Source organism: Lysinibacillus capsici (assembly GCF_003367505.1).
In the GTDB taxonomy this organism is placed as follows: Bacteria; Bacillota; Bacilli; order Bacillales_A; family Planococcaceae; genus Lysinibacillus; species Lysinibacillus capsici.
Window position 1 is genome coordinate 1 of record NZ_PXXX01000012.1, and the last position, 19901, is coordinate 19901.

The following is a 19901-nucleotide window of genomic DNA, read 5'->3' on the forward strand; positions in this document are numbered from 1 at the left end:
TCTTATAGGGTACAGTTTAATAGGAACGTGTCTTTTTCTTTTAAAGAGTTGAATAGCATTCATTTTTCAAAGGGGGATTGAATGAAGAAGTATATAAAAGGTTTAGTACCTTGCATTTATTTGATGTTGTCGTTCTTTGTACTATCTGGCTGCAATGCTCAAAAAAGTGGTAATACTTATTATTTATTATTGATGGGTGAAAGTGAAAGCTGGAATCTAACTGGGTATGAAATTGTTATAACACCAGAAGACTTTAAAGCAGGATTTGGGACCTTAAAAATGAAAAACGTCAATACGTATATGACAGATTTCTTCCACTTTGAAACGCATGTGGTTATCGAGAGTGATGATTCAGTCGTTCATACTGATTCAGTTACTGGTGAGACGAATATAGCAGAATATACAACTGGTGCTATTGCAGGGCCATACATCAATAAAAATGGTGACTTTATTACACTGAAAGATATACATGAGATTTATGTGATCGTTGAATGGTGGGATACTAGTAAGAACGAAAGTATAAAAGAAAGAATAGATTTATTTAACAAATCGAAAAAAGAACAGTCCTTCTTGAACGAACTATAGGTAAAGTTGAATAACGATCTCCTCGGACGCTTTTCTGAAATAATAGGAAAGCGTCTTTCTTCATGAAAAGGGCCATTATCAGTAAGCCCATCTAATACATAGGTACTGTTGCATCATCTAGAAGTGCATTGCATACTACTGCAATCTTGATAAAAAGGCTATTCTAAAATATTTCCAGGAGATTGAACAATTTTTTAGAATACTAGCGTCTAAGTAGTAGATTGAAACGAGGTGAGTTGTTGTTGGAACAAATCGTAGAACAATATGGTGAATATTTGTATCATCTTAGCTATTTATATATGAAGGATTTTCAGCTTGCAGAGGAGATTACACAGGACGTACTCATGAAGTACTTATTACATAAAGACGATTTTAGAAAAGATGCTTCATTGAAAACGTATTTAACCCGTATCGCTATTAATTGCTGTCACGATGAACTACGTAAACAAAAGAGAAAATCATTTATTTCAAAGCTTTTACCACTAGGTAGAACTGAACCCTCCGTAGAGCAAACATATATAGCAACTGAAGATTTTGCAACTTTAAAGCAAATTGTCTTTGCATTACCACTTCATTATAGGGAAGTCATTGTACTGTTTTATTATGAAGAATTTGATGTTTCTGAAATTGCTAGTTTATTAAACGTCTCACAAAACACCGTTCGTACAAGGATTCGTCGAGCGAGAGAATTGTTGAAAACAAATCCGGAACTGGAGGCAATATTTTATGAAGGAATTTAAAGACAAGCTAAAAGAAGAATTGCGACAAGATGCCCCATTTACAAACGACATCAAGCAACGTATATTGCAAAAGAAACCCATAAAAAGAAAGTTTAACTGGCAGGTTGTCACCGTATCTATTGCAGCTTGTTTCATTATTGGGTTAATGCTATTCGTTGAGTTTTCTCAAAAGAATAACCTACAAACCGCAAGTCAGCAAAATGAGCTACTACCGATTGTCAATGATGTTTCTTCGTTAGACATCATTCAACCTAAATATGCCCATCTACTTGGAAAACAATGGATGCTGCATTTTTTACCCATGATTATCGATAAGGAAGCCCCTATTACGTATGGAGATTATATTGCTTTTTATGGAACGGATGGGCTTGTCGTTTCAACTGTATTAGGATTAGGGAATGATCATGTAACAATGAAGCAAGGGCAAATTTTAGTAGAGGATACCCCATTAAAAGTACATGGATTAAATGAGCAAATAAAAAAAGAGGAAATTAATGACCCATTTAAGAATCCTTACTTTTTTCATAATTATGGAACAAGACCAGCGCCATTCAATGACAAATCGATTTCTGCGAAAGAAAAAGAAATGGTTGTTTATGACAGTGACGAAGGCCATACGATTATGAAAATTAGTGAGGGGCAATTAGTCGGTAAGGTCGTAGGCTTCCAAAATTTTGAGCTAACATTTGAATTGTCTGAACAGGAGCAGCAAGTTTTTGATGCCTTTAAAGCGGATTATAATATTGAAAAGTTAAAAAATATGACACCCCAAGCGATTACTAAAATGTTTTTATTGAGTGATATTGAAAAAGATTATGAAACATATGAAGCATTGTTTACAACAAATAAGAACGAAGAAACAGAAAGTGTTCGAAGATATTATGAGAAAACGAAAATCGTACGTCAGGAGTTGTTTACAAAGGAAATAAATCGCCTTATTATTGCAAACCTCTTTGCTGGGCTAGAACATGCGGAGTTTGAGCAACAAACAGATACAACAGGGGTTGTGAAATTTATTTCACTTGAAGGACCAACAGAGCTAGGTATGGAGAAAAATGCCCAAGGAATTTGGCAGCCAGCCTTTAGTAGGGGAATTTATTAGGTTTTTAGAAAGGACATCAATTCTAATTGATAATTTTCACCAGTATCTTTATCTAACAATCGGACGCGTTTATTTCGAAACGCGTCTTCTTTTATAGGTCATGTAGATTGAATAAAGAGCAGGATAGTTTAACGATATAGGTGGATTTTTATGGTAAAATATTTAGTGGAATGTATTTTTGGGGAGAATAGTGAGTTTTAAGAAAAGGAGTGTTCAAAGTTGAAAAAAGTGTTCTCAGGAATTTTTCTTGGGGTGATTCTAATCATGACTTCGTCACCGGCATATGCAGCCGATTTTCAAATAAAAGTTGACGGTGTTACAATTGCATCTGATGTAAATCCAGAAGTTAAAAGTAATCGGACAATGGTTCCTTTACGTGTAATTAGTGAAAATTTAGGGGTAAATGTTGTATGGACGGATGCCCAAATCACCCTTACTAAAAACGACATACAGGTAACACTAAAACTTAATCGTAATCAAGTGGTGAAAAACGGTAAAACAGAACTGCTTGATGTAGAGCCATATATGAAGAATAATCGTACTTTTGTTCCGATGCGTTTTCTTGCCGAAACATTTGGCAGCAATATCACTTACAAAAACGGTACAGTAACGGTTGAGACACAGCCTCTCTTTATTGATGGTATAAAAGTAAAAGCATTGCAATACGAATATCATATGACATTAGGCGGAGTCGTACAGCAAATCAATGGGAATGGTTATAACGAAGCTATTTATAATACTTTTATAAAAAATAATGGAAGTAAAATCGAAGCACCTACTTATAATCCTTGGAATTCTCATCCCATTCCAGTAGGAGACTATGATAAAAATGCGCAATTTGATTTTTTAGACCAAGACTCGAACAGTATCAAACGGTTTGATATTTATTTTTCCACGGGGGACTTGGGCGGAGTTTTGGTGCATGATACTACTGCAAATCATTGGTATGTCTACAGTGATACCGCAAGACTGGGAATACTTCAATTAATTGATACAGCCTCGTTGAACGGCTTTGTGACGGTTATGAGTAATACAATTCCTTAAGGGGGATGATAGTGTTTTACTATTGTTTTAACGGACTTACTTTAATAAGGAGTAGAGCCTTTTTCTACTTAAACAACATTGCAACTTTGTTTGTACCATTACGCAGGTTTATATTTTCATGTTGTCAGAAGAAATGAGGTAATTTATTTGGATGAATGGAAGAAAGTTGTACTTAGTTTACTCGAAATTATTGTAATTCTATCGATTGGTTTACTTTTCACAACTTATATTTTAAGACCTATATACGAGAATTTTGGAATTCAATTTACAGGTGACGTATGGGTAAACTGGTTTGGATTATCGTATATTTTATTCGTCTTATACTCGTTGATTGTCGGTATTTTTATTTTTCAGGAAAGTAATATCTTTAAACAGCGACGTACATCAGTACTCTTTTGGCTCATTTTTATTGGTTCAAATTATGTAGTTTTTATTCCTTTTATAAAAGGTGAAAATCCATTCTAAGACTTCTATATAGTTCATTATTTCAACAATGCCAAAATCTATTATCGACACAAAGTAGGATAAAAATCAAAAACTGCATCCATTTAGATGCAGTTTTATTTTTTTCTAATCAGTGTTTCACCAAGTGGGATTCCAACCACAACAACCAAAACAGTTAAAATTAACAGTGCTCTAAAAATAAAATATGCAGCTTCATCAAACATCGTATCCCTCCTTCTTTTTTACAATACCTACCTCTTACTCCGAAAAAATTATGGTTGTGTTTTAATAATATAGTTTAAGCAAGGTACGTATGCAGTTTTTAAAAAATTTGTGGTCTTCAGACATTTCTTTAGTAAGGACTACGTCATGCTTCCTCTAAAGGGTCACTTTAATTCTTTAGAAAATGAAAGAATAAAAACTTTGTAATGATGCTATACAAGATCTTCAATCGTTATTTGCTAAAGAATGAGCTAAAGGTTAATAATCCTTTACCCGAGATAATAAATAGTAAACGATACATAAGTAAATTTAATGGAGGTAATGATGATGAGGGTAGTGAAGAAAATAGCCAAGATGGCAGGAATCCTTCTAGTTATACTGACTTTGTTTATGGGTATTGGATACGCTATTCTTGTGATTAATCCGTTAGGAAATAAACCAGGCAAGCCAGTTGCGGATATTGAAGACAAGGTGGAGATTTGGGGAGAAGAAGTGGCAGGTAATCATTCGGGAAGTAAGCTTGACGATATGAATATTAAGGGCAATCCTAACAGACTTTTGGCGACATTCAAATTTTCCACTGGCATTGTGGGAGAAGACTATAAAGACAATGAAGCGGCCATTGATACCTTTACCTATGTCCATGAAATTGAAGGGGGCTATGAAAAATCAACCTATGAAGATGAGCCCTATCTGATTCCTTATACGGTAGCGAACAGTGACAGTGCCGTCATTATTATGCCAGGTGGTGGTTATGGCTTTAAGGAAATGGATGGAGGAACAGCGGAAGGAAAGGAAGTAGCTGCATCATTAAATAAAGCAGGTATTAATGCATTCGTTCTCCACTATCGTTCCAATCCCTATGAGTGGCCTATTCCACAGCTAGATGTTCAGCGTGCCGTCCGATTTCTACGTTATCATGCCAATGATTATGGTCTCCATCCAGATCGAATTGGTTTAATAGGTTTTAGTGCTGGAGGCTATCAAACGGGTAGCTTTATTAACCTTATTCAGGGAGAAAATCTGTTTCCTGCTAGTTATCAGCCTGATGCCATTGATGCTGTTGATGATCAAGTAGCATCTGCTGCTATGATTTACCCTGCATTGACGTATCGCTATAATGTGCCCATGCTCTTTGCTTCTTTTAATGATGAAGATGTCAGAAATCCAGAAAAACGTGAAGAGCTCTTGCAGCAGACAGATTTATCTACGCATTTCAGAACAGCTCATATACCTCAGTTTATAGCTTATGGGACAAAGGATTTAGCAATCGGGGTAAAAGGTCCACAGGAATATATCCAATCTGCACGAAACGCAGACGCGGATGTGACTGTGATAGTAGCAGAGGACCAGAATCATGGCTTTAAGCAGGAATACTATATGCGAGCGTATCTTGAATGGGTAAAGAAAATTTTTGCTTCTTTATAATTTGCTTAAGAGGTCAAAGATTTTAGTAAGTGCTATTTTATATGGTTTAAAGTAAAATAGTAGTAAGGTATTTCACCATCAACTCAACTAATCTGATTAGTTGAGTTTTATGTTTTTATAGAAAAGCTACTAAAATATTGTAAAGAAGATGTGATGATAAATGGGGAAAATTGCTATATTAGCAGAGAAACCATCTCAAGCAAGAGCATATGCAGACGCCTTTAAAGTGAAGCAAAAAGAGAAAACCTTTATTGAACTGGAACCTTGTGCTACTTTTCCTCATGGTGCAGTTATTACCTGGGCGGTTGGTCATCTTGTTGAATTAAAGGAGCCGAAAGAATATCAGAAGGAATGGGAGAAGTGGTCGCTTGCTTCATTACCGATCATTCCGCAAAAATTTGAAGATAAAGTGGTCTCTAAAATGTATCCACAATTCAATGCAGTCAAAAAAATCTTTAGTGATCCCCAAGTAACAATGATTTATAACTGCTGTGATAGTGAACGTGAGGGTTCAAATATCTTCTACTCCCTTTTGAAAATGACAAAAGTAAATAAGCCAGTTAAACGATTATGGATCAATTCATTAGAAGTGGAGGAAATCCGAAAAGGTTTTAATCATATGCAAGGTAATGAGCGTGATTTGCTTATGTACCAAGAAGCTAAAACGCGTCAAATTAGCGATTGGCTAGTGGGTATGAACTGTAGTCGCCTCTATACGCTACTGTTGCAGAAAAAGGGCTTCAAGGGCAGTATCTCCATCGGACGAGTACAATCGCCAACCGTCTATTTAATTTATAAAAGACAGCAGGAAATTGAACAGTTCAAGCCTGAAAAATTTTATGAAATTGAAGGGGTATTTAAAGCTCAACATGGTGTATATAAAGGGAAGGCAAAGCTAAAGACAAAAGAGCGGGCTGAGGCAGTGCAGTTATTGCAACAGCATGGGATTGAACCGAATGATACAGGTCTCATTACAAGTGTCACGAACAAAACGAAGCGGATGGCACCGCCTAAACTACATGCGCTATCAACTTTACAAGCGGCTGCCAATAAACGTTGGAAATACAGTCCATCACATGTGTTGAAACTTACGCAATCACTTTATGAGAAAAAGCTCGTTTCTTACCCACGTACCGATTCACAGCTCATTACACATAATGAGTTTGCTTATTTAAATGAATCATTAGGAAACTATCAGCAGCTCGTGGGAAAAGCATTTCAACCAATCAATAGAGGGAAGAACAAGCGCTATGTCGACAGTGCCAATGTTGGGGAGCACTATGCGATAATTCCAACGAAAAAAATACCGACCGCCAAAGCGTTGCAATCCATGAATGCTGATGAACGAAATATTTATTTTGAAATCCTCAATACGACACTCGCTATGTTTCATCAGGATTATGAATACGATGAAAAAACGATTATCACGAATGTCAAAAATGTAGAGTTTAAAACAGTAGGGAAAACAGAGCTTGTCAAAGGCTGGAAAGAATTATTTTCAAATGAGACAGAGGTGCAGGCGCGTGAGGAGTCTTTACCTGTTGTCTTCCAAGATGAGCTGGTACAAAGTAAGATTGCTATACTAGAAGGCACGACAACACCTCCGAAGCCCTATACAGAAGGTCAACTCATTACGATGATGAAAACCTGTGGTAAATCGGTTGAGGATGAAGAGGAAATCGAGGTGCTGAAATCGATTGAAGGGATTGGGACGGAAGCAACTCGAAGTGGCATTATCGAGACGATTAAGAAGCATGGATTTATTGAAGTACGAAAAAATATCGTGAGCATTACACCGAAAGGTCAGCTTTTATGTCAGGCAATTGAAGGAACATTACTGTCAAGTCCTTCCATGACGGCCAAATGGGAAATTTACTTACATAAAATTGGCCATGGGGAAGGCTCTGCTAAGCATTTTATTGAGAGCATAGGCAAGTTTATTCATCAACTAATAGCAGAGGTGCCTAAACAGTTAGAGTCACTGACAATTGAAGCAGAGCAGTTTAAACCAGCTGTGGTCAAAGATATTGCCATGTGCCCAGCATGCAAGGAAGGGAAAATAGGCTTGCGTAAAAGCTTTTACGGATGTTCGAATTATAAAAATGGTTGTAAGCAAACGTTCCCACAAAGGCTATTAGGAAAAAAACTAACGGAAAAAAACATCCTTGATTTATGTAAGAGTGGGAAAACTGCTATGATGAAAGGCTTTAAATCAAAGAATGGCAAACAATTTAATGCAGCCCTCCGTTTGGTAGAAGGAAAAATTGAATTTGAATTTAAAGAAAAGTAAATGCTGATAGTTTCAAAGGACTTCCAACATGAAAGTAGGATAGTGTGTTTGTATAGGACATGCTATCCTATTTTTAAGTAAATCAGTCACCTAAAAGGAGCGATGTAATGACGACTATACAAGAAATTGGCAGCTTATGTCTGACAGATAGTGATGGATACATTATTAATCAAGCAGATTGGAATAAAATCAACCCTATTTTTCTTGCTGTCATCAACGATGTGGTTCATACCTATCGCACCCTTCTCCAAGATGACTTACATAGCATTTATATAAGGGGATCGATTCCAAAGGGTATAGGTATTGAAGGAGTAGCTGACTTAGACACGATAGCGGTCACGAAGCATAAGCCTAAAAAACAGCAGGTAAAGCGGATAAAAGAAGTAGAACAAGCGTTAACTCAAAACCATCATTGTGTAGATGGGATTGAGCTAAGTGTATTCGGCAAAGAAGATATTTTAAATACGACATCTTTTTCAATCATTAGTTTCATCCTCCAAACCCATAGTATATGTGTCTTTGGAGAGGATTTAATACCTCGATTACCAAGATATAAAGCGAACGAGGCTTTAGCGAATGACCACCTTATTCATTTGCAGGGGCAAATAAAAAATGCCTGTGATGATCTTCAAGATAATTCGGATAGAGAGGATATTAAAGATTGTTGTAAGTGGATTATGAAAATTATAGTAAGAGCAGGGCTTGCACTTGTCATAACAAAGGAAAACACCTATACAAGGGATTTATACCCCGCCTATAAACGGTTCTCAGAATATTTCCCTGACAAGGAAAGCGACATGAGAAGGGCACTTGAATATGCAATAACACCCATAATCGATACGAACGTTTTGTTATTGTTTTTAAATGAATTTGGAACGTGGATGGTCAGTGAAGCGGAGAAATGGTTACAATTCTATAACCCTACTAGAGAATTAAACATGAAAATCGTATAACTTTCGAGACAAATAGAGAAAGGTAATCACATTTGCGTTGTGATTACCTTTTGTTTTTGTTGTTAATTGAAATTTGGTGTTCTGCTTTATCTTTCAAAAGGGTTGTCAATATAAGGGCCTTTAATGGTAATACGCATTAACTGGGTCGCCATAAATTTGGGGGTATAGGGCATATCATTTTCTAACCACCAGACGATTACTTCAAGAAAGGCGGCTGCATAAAAACGGACGGCCATTTCGCGCGGCACGGTCAGCTTTTGGTCGTCAGGCTCCATCATTTGAATGCCGCTCGAGACAAAATTGATAATAATGTCTTTAAGGCCATCGGAGAAATAAGGAATATTTTTTTCTGTGAGATAGACCTTGTATAGCTTACTATTCAGCGCTATTTGTTCAAATAAATGCATAAATGTCTCATGTGGCTGGTCATAATTTGGTAATAAATCAAAATCCTTCTTCTCTTCGAAGGGTGGATGAATACTACTTACAAGCTCATGCAAGGCTTCTTCTGAGCTTTGATAGAGAAGGTCTAATTTATCACGGTAGTGTAAATAAAAAGTGGCACGATTTAATGTAGCCCGTTGTGTAATATCTTGTACCGTAATCTTTTCATAGCCTTGTTCATCAATTAATGCCACTAGTGCATCTCTTAATAATTGGCGCGTTCTGATGACGCGAGGGTCCATTTTTTTCGACATTTTGAAGCTCCTTGTATTAAATTTTCTATTTAAACAACAGTCCGATTGCAAGTGTTGTGAAAGCATCATTATGGGCTTTGGTGTTGTTTGCCCTTTTTCAATTGCGCGTTATAATTATATTAACGACACCGTGTCGATAATACAACTAGTTGTTAACGTGTTCACGAATTGTTCATTTATATAGAAGAAAGGGAGTTTTATGATGGGTCGTTTAAATGGGAAAGTAGCAATTATTACAGGAGCAGCAATGGGAATGGGCGCTTCTGAGGCAAAACTATTTGCACAAGAAGGCGCAAATGTCATTGCAACAGATGTACAAATCGAGCCCCTGAATAATTTAGTAAAAGAAATTAAAGAAAATGGTGGGGACATTATTGGTCTTCAACATAATGTTACTTCTGAGGATGAGTGGAAAGCAGTGATTGCCGAGGCTGTAAAGGCATATGGCAAAGTGGATATCCTCGTCAACAATGCGGGCGTTTCATCACCTAAAACAATTGCCAACATGGAAATGGCTGAATGGAATAAAATTATGGATATTAACCTGAATGGTTGTATCATTGGCATGAAATATGTGATTCCTGAAATGCAAAAAGCTGGCGGTGGTTCAATTATCAATATTTCTTCGATCGGTGGAATCGTGGGAATGGCTGGTACAAGCCCTTATACAGCAGCAAAAGGAGCGCTTCGTGTGCTTTCTAAATCGGCTGCGATTGAATATGGTAAAGATAAAATTCGTGTGAATTCTGTTCATCCAGGCATTATTGTAACACCAATGACAGCGCCTACGATGGAAGAGGGCGGTGCATTGCCATACTATCAAGCTTACACGCAATTACCATACTTCGGTGAACCTGAAGATGTAGCTTATGGCGTAGTGTTCTTAGCGTCAGACGAATCCCGCTTTATGACAGGCGCAGAGCTCGTAATCGATGGCGGCTGGACAGCCATTTAATCCAATAGCAAAATCAAAACTAGGCATCACTCGACGTGAGCCTAGTTTTTTTATATGGACGAGGATGAATACCGGCGAATCGAGTGAAGATACACGCGGTCATACCTGCGATTGAGCAATAAATCCTCGATAACGAGCGATAAACCAAATAAATAAAAGAGAAATCCCTGCTGAAGGAATCCTTGATACATACAAAAATAGCACAGACATAGTGGATATTTGTGCATATCATAAATGGAGTAAGCGTTTTCTTCATTTATATAGAAGAAAGTCAAAACCGAAAATTTCACGATTATGTGAACGTCACGAAAAAAAATTCACAAAAACCTTAACTATTTCATGTGAAATCCGTATAATAAATCAAACAGTACGAAAATTGTCCATATTTCTCGAAAAATTGCGTGAATTTTTTAAATTGTATTGACGTAGGAAACGATAATTTGTACACTGTGTACAGTCAATTGTTTTGTGGAGGAATACAATTAATTTGAAAAGTTAGGATTTGATAGATATGATCGTGTGTAAATTTGGTGGAACATCTGTAGCAAGTGCAGAACAAATACAAAAAGTAGCAAACATTGTAAAATCTAATCCGGCGCGTAAGATTGTTGCCGTTTCAGCACCAGGGAAACGTTCTGGTGACGATATAAAAGTAACTGACCTATTAATACAATTAGCAAATGCAGCGATACTACAAGAGAATACAGAGGAAAAATTGCAAACTGTTGTGGATCGTTTTAGAGCGATTGCTGATGGTTTGGGGCTAGATAATGCCATTTGTGACGTAATCGCAGAAGATTTACGTGAACGTGTACAAGGTGACAAAACAAATGTGGAATTATTCATCGATAGTATTAAAGCAGCAGGTGAAGATAATAACGCCAAGCTTATTGCAGCTTACTTTAATGCCATTGGTATGCCCGCACGCTATGTCAGTCCTAAAGAAGGTTTAGTGGTCAATGATTTACCAGAAAGAACCTTTGCATTACCTGAAGCGTATGCTAATTTAGCCCCTTTAAAAGACACAAAAGAAATTATTGTGTTCCCAGGGTTCTTCGGTTACACTAAAGCGGGCGTATTGCGAACATTTGACCGCGGTGGCTCTGATATTACAGGCTCTATTTTAGCAGCAGCCGTTGAAGCGGAGCTGTATGAAAACTTTACGGATGTGGATTGTGTGTTCTCCGCGAATCCGAAAGTCGTCAACGATCCAGTGGAAATTAAAGAAATTACGTATCGCGAAATGCGCGAATTATCATATGCAGGCTTTTCAGTGTTCCATGATGAAGCGTTAATGCCTGTCTACAAGATTGGGGTGCCCGTTAACATAAAAAATACAAATAATCCATCAGCCCCAGGTACACGTATTGTACCAAGCCGTCCTGCAACAGGTCGTCCAGTTACAGGTATTTCGGCAGACAGTGGCTTTTCAACTTTATATGTCTCTAAATATTTGATGAATCGTGAGGTAGGCTTTGGACGTAAGCTACTCCAAATTTTAGAAGATGAAAATATTTCTTATGAACACACACCATCTGGTTTAGACGATATTTCTGTCATCATGCGTTCGAATCAACTAACACCAGAAAATGAAGCACGCATTCTTAGTCGTGTGAAAGAAGAGCTACATGCAGAGTATGTAGAAATGCGTCACGGTTTTTCCATGATCGTGATTGTGGGCGAAGGGATGCGTCATAACACAGGATTAGCTGCCCGTGCTGCCACAGCGATTTCAAAAACTGGCGCAAATATTGAAATGATCAATCAAGGTTCTTCTGAAGTGAGCCTCGTGTTTGGTGTCCTTCAGGAATATGAAAACCGCATTTTACAAGCGTTATATGAAGAGTTTTTTGCCCATGCAAAAGCATAATGACACAAACGTCACTAATCCAAGTGTTTCTGCTTGGATTAGTGTTTTCTTTTTGCCGAGAATACGGTAAAATCGAGGGCGTACATAGTTGGGAGGGTTATTCGTGAAGAATTTAACAATCGGTATGCTTTTTTCAATCATCGGGATACTTTTTGTCTGTTTAACGATTATGGATATTTTACCGTCATCGACAAAAACAATGAAAATTGTTTATATAGGCATTGGGTGGGTCTTTATTATCGTCGGCTCTGTCATCCGCTTTAAGAATCTCAAACAAAAGCAGCAATAACACTTTGAAAATGGAATTGTGACAATAGCCAAAGTTATGATACAATTTCAAAGAAAATAAATAATTTGAGTATTATGAAGTTGTTATTCTGTACAAATGTTCAGAAGGTTCAAATTTTAATAAAGAATCGACCGTACAAATTCTTCTTTGTAAGAATTTGTTTTTTTATGTTCCGTCATAACTTTATCGCGAGGAGGCGATTGATTGCCTATACTTACTAAGGATTGCATTCATATTTTTGACGATTATGTTGCCCTTCAAACAGCTTCAGCCATGAAGGTTGTATCCTCAGCCATGCATAACCCAGGCTTTGGTCATTATACGCATCTGATGAATCGAACGGTGCCTATTACCTATGATGAACGACAGCCACATCAGGAATTGCTGCAGTTTTTGCAGGCACAGCATTTCCCGCATGACAATACAGTGGCTATGATGACGGCTGTCCAAGCCAAGTTTGCGACTATTCGTGACTTTACATATGAGGGAATCCACCTTGTCATTATGATTACCGCAGGGCTTGGCAATGCGGTGGATATTACCCGTGCTTTTCAACGAGAGGAGCAGTACCATGCAGGCACCATTAATACTTGGGTACTGATCAATGGCAAGCTGTCTGATGAGGCACTTTTTCAGGCAATGATTTCAACTACGGAAGCCAAGGTCAAGGCTTTAGTAGATGAGGGTGTTACAGATCCTACGACAGGCACGCTAGCTACAGGTACATCTACTGATAGCTTGCTAATTGCCTCGACAGAAGAAGGGGACTTCCATCAATATGCAGGTCCCATCACTATGCTTGGTAAGGTCATTGGCTATGGTGTTTATGAAACGATGTGTGAGGCGGTTAGGAAATACAAAAAAGATAAAGAGGAGAGGTCTAAATGATTGCTATCGTGATTGCCTGCATCATAGGGCTTATTTTTGATTTAGTAGTAGGGGACCCTCCGAAGCTTCCTCATCCTGTACGCTGGATTGGACACTTGATTCAATCGCAAACAGCTTTATGGAATAAGGGCAAATGGCGCAAGCTACGTGGGACAGTGATGGCACTTGCTGTTGTTGGCACGACCATGTTTGTGGTGACGCTAATTCTATTACTAAGCTATCAGGTGAGTATCATTTTTGGCATCCTTGTAGAGGGTCTGCTGATTGGTATCGGACTGGCACAGCGGAGCTTGAAGGAGGCGGCGATGGCTGTCTATGAGCCGCTTGTCAAAGGGGATTTTTCCGAAGCACGTGTTAAGCTGTCTTGGATTGTCGGACGTGATACCGATAAACTAGGTGAGGATGAAATTGTGCGTGGTGTGGTAGAAACGGTTTCTGAGAATACAAGTGATGGTGTGACAGCTCCACTCTTTTATGCCTTTCTATTTGGGGCAATTGGTTTATGGGGCTATAAGGCTGTCAATACCTTAGATTCGATGGTGGGCTATAAAAATGAAAAATATAAAGACTTTGGTATGTTTTCAGCCAAGCTTGATGATGTCCTGAATTTTATTCCAAGTCGCATTACAGGCTTACTGATCGTGCTTGGTACGAAAAATGAAACAGATCGTTCGCTTGGCAAGCGCTTAAAGCGTTGGGTACAGGACGCTAAGAAACATCCTAGTCCAAATAGTGGCTATTTAGAGGCAGCGACTGCAGTGCAGCTTGGTGTACAGCTAGGAGGAAAAAATACGTATCAGGGCGTTGTTTCTCATCGAGCAATTATGGGAGAAAAATTAGTGCCATTAACGAAAGAGCATATTGCAACGTCCATTATTCATATGCGTATTGCCACAGTGCTGTTTGCGCTTGTTATGTTAGCAGTGGAGGTGTTAATTTATGCGGTTACCTAATCACGGAGCAAATCCGCAAAATGTTTATCAGCAATTAGGCTTAACGATGCCTGAGGTGGTGTATGATTTCAGCGAAAATGTCAATGCGGCAGGACCACCAGCCTTTGTGGAGGCACGTTGGCGTACTTTTTATCCACTAATTCAGCGCTATCCAGATCCAGATGGGGAGCCTTTTTTAACGAAGGTCGCTGCTTTTCATCAAGTAGCAAAGAATACGATTTTACTAGGCAATGGGGCTTCAGAGCTTTTTAGTGTACTAGCAAGACGCTATGCCAATAAGCGTGTTATCATTGTGCATCCAACTTTTTCAGAGTATGAGCGAACATTGCGTGCTGTAGGTGCTACGATCGTTCCTATTGTCGTGACAGATTTTATCAATTACACATTGCCATTAGAGCAGCTACAGCAGGAAATGATGACGGCAGATGCTGTATATCTTTGTACACCTAATAATCCGACTGGCGTACTGCCAAATAAGGAAGATTTACTCGCCTTAATCGCACACGGAGCAATCGTTAACTGTGAGCTTGTTATCGATGAGGCATTTATGGATTGGGTAGATGAGGCGCATTCGCTGATTCAATTTAGTGCACAAAACCCACATGTTATTGTCGTTCGTTCGATGACTAAAATGTATGCGATTCCAGGTTTACGACTTGGGTATTTGGTTGCGCATGCTACAATTGTGAGCGCCTTAAAAGAAATGCTACCGCATTGGAATTTAAATGCCTTTGCGCTTGTAATTGGGGCAAGCTGTTTAGACGAGCAGCACTATTGTCAGCAGGCAATTACCTATGCCGCTGCGCAAAGGGAATGGCTGCATCGTTACTTACAGGACAATGGCTGCCAAGTAACGAATAGTGTGACGAATTATGTGTGCTTCTCCTTACCGAAAACACAGCAAGCGGACGCCTTTTTCACCTATTGTCTTGCACAGGGGGTTGTGCTGCGTCACACAAAAAACTTTCAAGGCTTGCAGGGTGAGTGGTTCCGTATTGGCATAAAAGACATTGCAGCCATGACATCTTTACATAATTGTCTACAAACGTGGTTTAACCTAAATAAGGGGAGAGAAAAGTGACAACTTTTTATCTAGTAAGACATGGGGAAACACAATGGAATCAGGAGCATCGACTACAGGGGTGGCTGGATTCTCCATTAACGGAAAACGGTAGAGCAGCGGCTGAAAAACTTCACAAGCAACTGCAACAGATTCCTTTTACCGCTGCTTATTGTAGTTCAAGTGGTCGTGCAAGAGAGACGATGGCTATTTTGATGGCCAATCGCAAGCTGCCTATTGCCTATGAAGATGATTTACGGGAGATCTTTTTAGGGAAATGGCAGGGGCAGACAATCGACGATATACTGGCGACACATAAGCTTGATTATGAGCTATATACGAACTACCCTGCGCAGTTTGTGGCGAGTCATACAGAAAGCTTTGGAGCTGTAACAGAAAGAGCGATGTTTACATTAAAAAAAATAGCAGCCCAACATCACAATGAAACGATCCTCATTGTCTCCCACGCTGTAACGATTAAATGCATTATCAATGCTATTTTACAGCGCAGTATTAGTGAGCTATGGGCGGCCCCATACATTCATGGGACAAGTGTGACAGTGATTGAACGGCAAGGTCAACAATGGCTTGTGAAGGATATTGGTAATTTACATCATTTACAATAGGAGGTGTCCTACATGGCGCTTATTTTTATTACAGGTGGTGTACGTAGTGGTAAATCCCATTTTGCCGAGCAAGCAGCGCTTCAGCATTATGAGGCACAGGCATGTACAGCGAAACGCTTGCTCTATTTGGCTTCGGGTATTGCCTTAGATCATGAAATGGAAAAAAGAATCTTACGGCATCAGGCAGATCGCCAGGCACAGCCTGTACAATGGCTGACGGTGGAGGCTCCCTATGCAATTTCTGAAGTATTTGAGACACTTCAGGATGGAGATGTGGTGCTGTGGGATTGCGTGACAACTTGGCTGACCAATGCTTTTTACGAAGGCTATGACAAGGGGACACCCTGTTTACAACAGCCTGGTTGTTTAGCTAAGAAGCTACAGGCCGTCAAGCAGGCGATCCAATCACTACTGAAGAAGGATTTGACTTTTTTTGTGGTATCCAATGAACTGTTTGATGAACCTCCTTATGCTAGTGATAAAGTAGAATTATACCGACGAACGCTCGGACAGTTCCATCAATGGTTGGTTTCTATGGCACAGGAGGCCTATGAAATGAACTATGGCATTGTAAAGAGATGGAAATAATCAAGAAGGAAGGCAAGAGGATGAAAAATTTTTGGCATAGCCTCCTACTGGCATTTCAATTTTTTACGGTATTGCCAGTACATAAAGAGCTTCCGCTAACAAGGTCCACCATCACAGGCATGTTTGCTTGCTTACCGTGGATAGGTGCTTTAATGGGAACAACGGTGGCAGCTGTGCTTTATAGTCTTATGCAGTGGACAGCCAGCAGTGAAGTGATGCTAGCTTTCACTGTGATAGGGCTATTTGCTTTATGGACAGGTGGTTTGCACTTAGACGGCTTTATTGATATGGGCGATGCCTATTTTTCCTATCGAGATCGAGAAAAACGATTGGAGATTTTAGATGACCCCCGTGTGGGAGCGTTCGGAGTATTGGCTGTGGTGTTTTTATTAATGGGGAAATTTGTTATTCTACATGAGCTTTTAGTGCAGCAGAAGTTCGACTTGTGGATGGTGATATTCATTCCATTTCTAACAAGGGTGGGCATGAGCTTTTATTTTATGTCACTCCATTGCTCAAAGGAAAAAGGTCTTGCTTATTTTTTTAAGTCTCATATGAATGCTAATCGATTAAAAGTGATCATGCTGTTATCGCTCGTATTGGCGATGACGGTTATTTTTATCAGCACGCAGTTCTTACTTCTTCCTGTTGTCCTAGTCGTCGTTTTAGCCATTGCACTTTTTATTTTTCGACAATTTACGTTGCGTAATTTTGGTGGAGTATCTGGCGATTTACTGGGTGCCTCCATTGAAGGGATGGAGGTTGTGCTATGGGTGACATTGTTACTGTGTGCTTAATACGGCATGCGCCTACTAAAGAGAATCTTGAAAAGCGTTACCTTGGGTGGACGGACGCACCATTAGCAGATACAGCCAAGCTTGCTGTTGTAGATGCATTCGTTAAAAAGGTATATGGCAGTGATCTACAGCGCTGTCGACAAACGGCTGCTCATTATTTTCCCAATGCTAGCTACCAGGCAGAGGCATCCCTTCGAGAGACGAACTTTGGTGCATTCGAAGGGAAAACCTATGAGGAGCTAAAAATGGATGCTCACTATCGGGCATGGATAGATGATCCAATCCGTACACCCCCTCCACAAGGTGAGGCATTCGATGATTTTATGAAACGTGTTGTAGATGGATTTCATTATTTACCGAAAAATGAGGATAGCTATTTTTTAGTGGTTCATGGTGGGGTTATTCGTGCCTTACTTGTTGCCTTTGCGCCAACAGAACAGCCCTTTTGGTCTTATCAAGTGCCACATGATAAACAATTTGTTTTAACATTTACAAGAAAGGCTTGGGAGGAGGGAGCAAGATGCATGTCTTTATCGGAGGTGCCTATAACGGCAAAACCGACTATGTGAGGCGCTTGTATGAACCGCAACAGATGGTTATGATTGCTGGCGAACTACCTGAGGTAGCGCCCGCCTGTGATGTCCTTGTCCTAAAGAACTTAGAAAAATGGCTTGTGACACAAAACTTGGAGGAAGATGAACAAATCGTACAAAAGGTGCTAGCCACATTACAAGAGCTTGAACACCATTGTACACTCGCACTTATTGTGACGGATATGGGGCGTGGGGTTGTGCCAATGGAAAAACAAGCCCGACAGCTACGTGATACCTGTGGTCGACTATATCAAGCTTTGTTCAAGGAAGCGGAGCAAGTTGTACGGATTTGGTATGGAATAGCTGAGCCATTGAAGTAAAGTAGACATTCAACAGAAAAGAGGGAATGAAATGGAACGACAAAAATTAAGAAAATTGATTTTGACGGCGATGGTAGCGGCCATCTGTGCAGTAGGAGCAATGATTAAGGTACCAGCGTTTATTTCAACGGCTGCACTGGATTCGGCTCCTGCCTTTTTAGGTGTTGTCTTTCTATCCCCCATCTTAGCAGGGGTTGCTGGATTAATCGGCCATTTTATTACAGCATTAACATCTGGATTCCCCCTAGGACCTTTACATATTATTATTGCGGTAGAAATGTTGATTGTCGTATGGGTCTTTGGGGTGATGCATAAAAAAGGCATGCACTTTTGGAAATGGCCAGTTGCCTTAGTATTAAATGGTATTGTTGCGCCACTACCATTTTATTTTATTATTAGTCCAGCATTTTTCTGGGGTGCTTTAGGTAGTATTCTAATGGCAACGGTGATCAATTTAATCATTGTTGCGGTAGTAATGCCCGTCCTATCAAAGGTTTTTGTGCGTAAGGAAGGTCGTGCACAGTGAGAAATGCGATGAAAGTAGGGGCATTCATTGCGACCATGGATAATGCCGCAGCCATTGGACAAAAACCGCAAGATGTTGTGTCGGCACCAGACCAATTGACAGCCTACATGACAGCCCGTGTAACGTTTTTAGAACAGCTTGCTGCACAGGCACTACCTATTCAAGTTCTACTTGCGAATTTTTCTGGAGATGCCGCATGGTCTCGCTATGAAAAAGGTATACAGCAAGTGTTTACAGAGGCAGGTCTTACATGCCCAGCCATTACGGGGAGTACGGAATCCAATATGCCCACATTGCAGTCAGGCTTAGCTGTTACAATGCTTGGAGAAATTCAGCAGCAGCGTCGAGCATTTGACCACGATCAGCTTAGCTGGTACACCTATGGCCTGCCGCTTGTGGGTGAAGAGGTGTTGGCACAGCCTGAAGATGTGGCGCAGTTGCTGCCTGTTTTCAAGGCATGGCAGTCAGAAATTGTTCAGCAAGTATGGCCAGTCGGATCAAGGGGGCTGCAAGGAGAATTTGCCCGTCTGTTTGGGGAGCGACATGTGGAATGCGCTCTTGATGGAGCAAAATCAGCAGGCCCCTGTACAGTCATTTTGCTAGGCATTGCTCCAGACAATGAGTCACAGGCACAAAAAATTTTCCTGCGAAATTTTGAGAAACTACGCATTTCTGAAAAGTGATGGGGCTTGTTTTGAGCAAATGATCGCAGCTTGGGACAGGGCTAGATAATCCAGAGCAAGTGTTATTTTACTTCGATATGATTCTTGCTCTGGGTATTTCCTTACTTATTGACAGGATGACGCTGAATCTAAAGTAGCTGGCTGTTGCTTGTAAAGGAATAGGCCCGCTCTGTAGTGTGAGGAAGTCGCTCTTCAGCAGGGCAACCCGCTCCAAAGTAAATGAAACCCGCTCATAAGAAGTGGAACT

At 39.7% G+C, this 19901-nt stretch carries 22 protein-coding genes; 21 read left to right on the forward strand and 1 reads right to left on the reverse strand.

Annotation, left to right across the window (positions count from 1 at the left end; all coding sequences use genetic code 11):
* Positions 1–81 precede the first annotated feature (81 nt).
* The 8 genes from C7B89_RS10875 to C7B89_RS10910 all read left to right on the forward strand — a co-directional run bounded on the left by C7B89_RS10875 (position 82) and on the right by C7B89_RS10910 (position 8808).
* Complete coding sequence (locus C7B89_RS10875; RefSeq protein WP_115673705.1) at positions 82–585, forward strand: hypothetical protein; 504 nt, start codon at positions 82–84, stop codon at positions 583–585.
* 242 nt (positions 586–827) lie between these two features.
* The gene (locus C7B89_RS10880) at positions 828–1325 is read left to right on the forward strand and encodes an RNA polymerase sigma factor (RefSeq protein WP_016994968.1); all 498 of its coding nucleotides are present in this window, start codon (positions 828–830) and stop codon (positions 1323–1325) included.
* The gene (locus C7B89_RS10885) at positions 1312–2427 is read left to right on the forward strand and encodes a hypothetical protein (RefSeq protein WP_115673706.1); all 1116 of its coding nucleotides are present in this window, start codon (positions 1312–1314) and stop codon (positions 2425–2427) included. Before C7B89_RS10880 ends, C7B89_RS10885 begins: the two co-directional genes overlap by 14 nt.
* 219 nt (positions 2428–2646) lie before the next feature.
* Positions 2647–3471, forward strand: coding sequence for a copper amine oxidase N-terminal domain-containing protein (locus tag C7B89_RS10890; RefSeq protein WP_115673707.1), 825 nt, complete (start codon positions 2647–2649; stop codon positions 3469–3471).
* 147 nt (positions 3472–3618) lie between these two features.
* Complete coding sequence (locus C7B89_RS10895; protein WP_054548773.1) at positions 3619–3936, forward strand: hypothetical protein; 318 nt, start codon at positions 3619–3621, stop codon at positions 3934–3936.
* A 528-nt stretch (positions 3937–4464) separates the two neighbouring features.
* Entirely contained in the window at positions 4465–5565 is a 1101-nt protein-coding gene (locus C7B89_RS10900; protein ID WP_115673708.1) for an alpha/beta hydrolase, read from the forward strand.
* Positions 5566–5725: 160 nt separating this feature from the next.
* Positions 5726–7855 (forward strand): type IA DNA topoisomerase, encoded by a 2130-nt coding sequence (locus tag C7B89_RS10905; protein WP_103117925.1) that lies wholly within the window; start codon positions 5726–5728, stop codon positions 7853–7855.
* Positions 7856–7962: 107 nt separating this feature from the next.
* Positions 7963–8808: a nucleotidyltransferase gene (locus C7B89_RS10910; protein WP_115673709.1), complete on the forward strand. Its 846-nt coding sequence runs from the start codon at positions 7963–7965 to the stop codon at positions 8806–8808.
* Positions 8809–8894: 86 nt separating this feature from the next.
* Here the strand turns inward: C7B89_RS10910 and C7B89_RS10915 are convergent, their stop codons facing one another.
* Complete coding sequence (locus C7B89_RS10915) at positions 8895–9506, reverse strand: TetR/AcrR family transcriptional regulator (protein WP_009371039.1); 612 nt, start codon at positions 9504–9506, stop codon at positions 8895–8897.
* 202 nt (positions 9507–9708) lie between these two features.
* Between C7B89_RS10915 and C7B89_RS10920 the strand changes: the two genes are divergently transcribed.
* The 13 genes from C7B89_RS10920 to C7B89_RS10980 all read left to right on the forward strand — a co-directional run bounded on the left by C7B89_RS10920 (position 9709) and on the right by C7B89_RS10980 (position 19654).
* Complete coding sequence (locus tag C7B89_RS10920; RefSeq protein WP_115673710.1) at positions 9709–10461, forward strand: glucose 1-dehydrogenase; 753 nt, start codon at positions 9709–9711, stop codon at positions 10459–10461.
* A 511-nt stretch (positions 10462–10972) separates the two neighbouring features.
* The gene (locus C7B89_RS10925) at positions 10973–12331 is read left to right on the forward strand and encodes an aspartate kinase (protein WP_115673711.1); all 1359 of its coding nucleotides are present in this window, start codon (positions 10973–10975) and stop codon (positions 12329–12331) included.
* A 103-nt stretch (positions 12332–12434) separates the two neighbouring features.
* Positions 12435–12620, forward strand: a complete 186-nt coding sequence (locus tag C7B89_RS10930) for a hypothetical protein (protein ID WP_048390624.1) — start codon at positions 12435–12437, stop codon at positions 12618–12620.
* A gap of 204 nt (positions 12621–12824) precedes the next feature.
* Positions 12825–13508: an adenosylcobinamide amidohydrolase gene (locus C7B89_RS10935; RefSeq protein ID WP_048390626.1), complete on the forward strand. Its 684-nt coding sequence runs from the start codon at positions 12825–12827 to the stop codon at positions 13506–13508.
* Positions 13505–14461 carry an adenosylcobinamide-phosphate synthase CbiB gene (gene cbiB, locus C7B89_RS10940; protein ID WP_048390628.1) on the forward strand — a complete coding sequence of 319 codons (957 nt, stop codon included), beginning with the start codon at positions 13505–13507 and terminating at the stop codon, positions 14459–14461. The genes C7B89_RS10935 and cbiB overlap by 4 nt, the downstream gene beginning before the upstream one ends.
* Positions 14448–15542, forward strand: a complete 1095-nt coding sequence (locus tag C7B89_RS10945) for a pyridoxal phosphate-dependent aminotransferase (protein WP_115673712.1) — start codon at positions 14448–14450, stop codon at positions 15540–15542. The genes cbiB and C7B89_RS10945 overlap by 14 nt, the downstream gene beginning before the upstream one ends.
* The gene (locus C7B89_RS10950) at positions 15539–16147 is read left to right on the forward strand and encodes a histidine phosphatase family protein (RefSeq protein WP_054548766.1); all 609 of its coding nucleotides are present in this window, start codon (positions 15539–15541) and stop codon (positions 16145–16147) included. Before C7B89_RS10945 ends, C7B89_RS10950 begins: the two co-directional genes overlap by 4 nt.
* Before the next feature lie 12 nt (positions 16148–16159).
* Positions 16160–16735 carry a bifunctional adenosylcobinamide kinase/adenosylcobinamide-phosphate guanylyltransferase gene (locus C7B89_RS10955; protein WP_115673713.1) on the forward strand — a complete coding sequence of 192 codons (576 nt, stop codon included), beginning with the start codon at positions 16160–16162 and terminating at the stop codon, positions 16733–16735.
* A 20-nt stretch (positions 16736–16755) separates the two neighbouring features.
* Positions 16756–17532 (forward strand): adenosylcobinamide-GDP ribazoletransferase, encoded by a 777-nt coding sequence (gene cobS, locus C7B89_RS10960; protein WP_115673777.1) that lies wholly within the window; start codon positions 16756–16758, stop codon positions 17530–17532.
* Positions 17505–18101, forward strand: coding sequence for a histidine phosphatase family protein (locus C7B89_RS10965; protein ID WP_115673714.1), 597 nt, complete (start codon positions 17505–17507; stop codon positions 18099–18101). The genes cobS and C7B89_RS10965 overlap by 28 nt, the downstream gene beginning before the upstream one ends.
* Positions 18053–18445, forward strand: coding sequence for a bifunctional adenosylcobinamide kinase/adenosylcobinamide-phosphate guanylyltransferase (locus C7B89_RS10970; protein WP_048390638.1), 393 nt, complete (start codon positions 18053–18055; stop codon positions 18443–18445). The genes C7B89_RS10965 and C7B89_RS10970 overlap by 49 nt, the downstream gene beginning before the upstream one ends.
* A 31-nt stretch (positions 18446–18476) precedes the next feature.
* Positions 18477–18971 carry an ECF transporter S component gene (locus C7B89_RS10975; RefSeq protein WP_048390640.1) on the forward strand — a complete coding sequence of 165 codons (495 nt, stop codon included), beginning with the start codon at positions 18477–18479 and terminating at the stop codon, positions 18969–18971.
* Positions 18968–19654, forward strand: a complete 687-nt coding sequence (locus tag C7B89_RS10980) for a hypothetical protein (protein ID WP_066038515.1) — start codon at positions 18968–18970, stop codon at positions 19652–19654. Before C7B89_RS10975 ends, C7B89_RS10980 begins: the two co-directional genes overlap by 4 nt.
* The last annotated feature ends 247 nt before the right edge of the window (positions 19655–19901 follow it).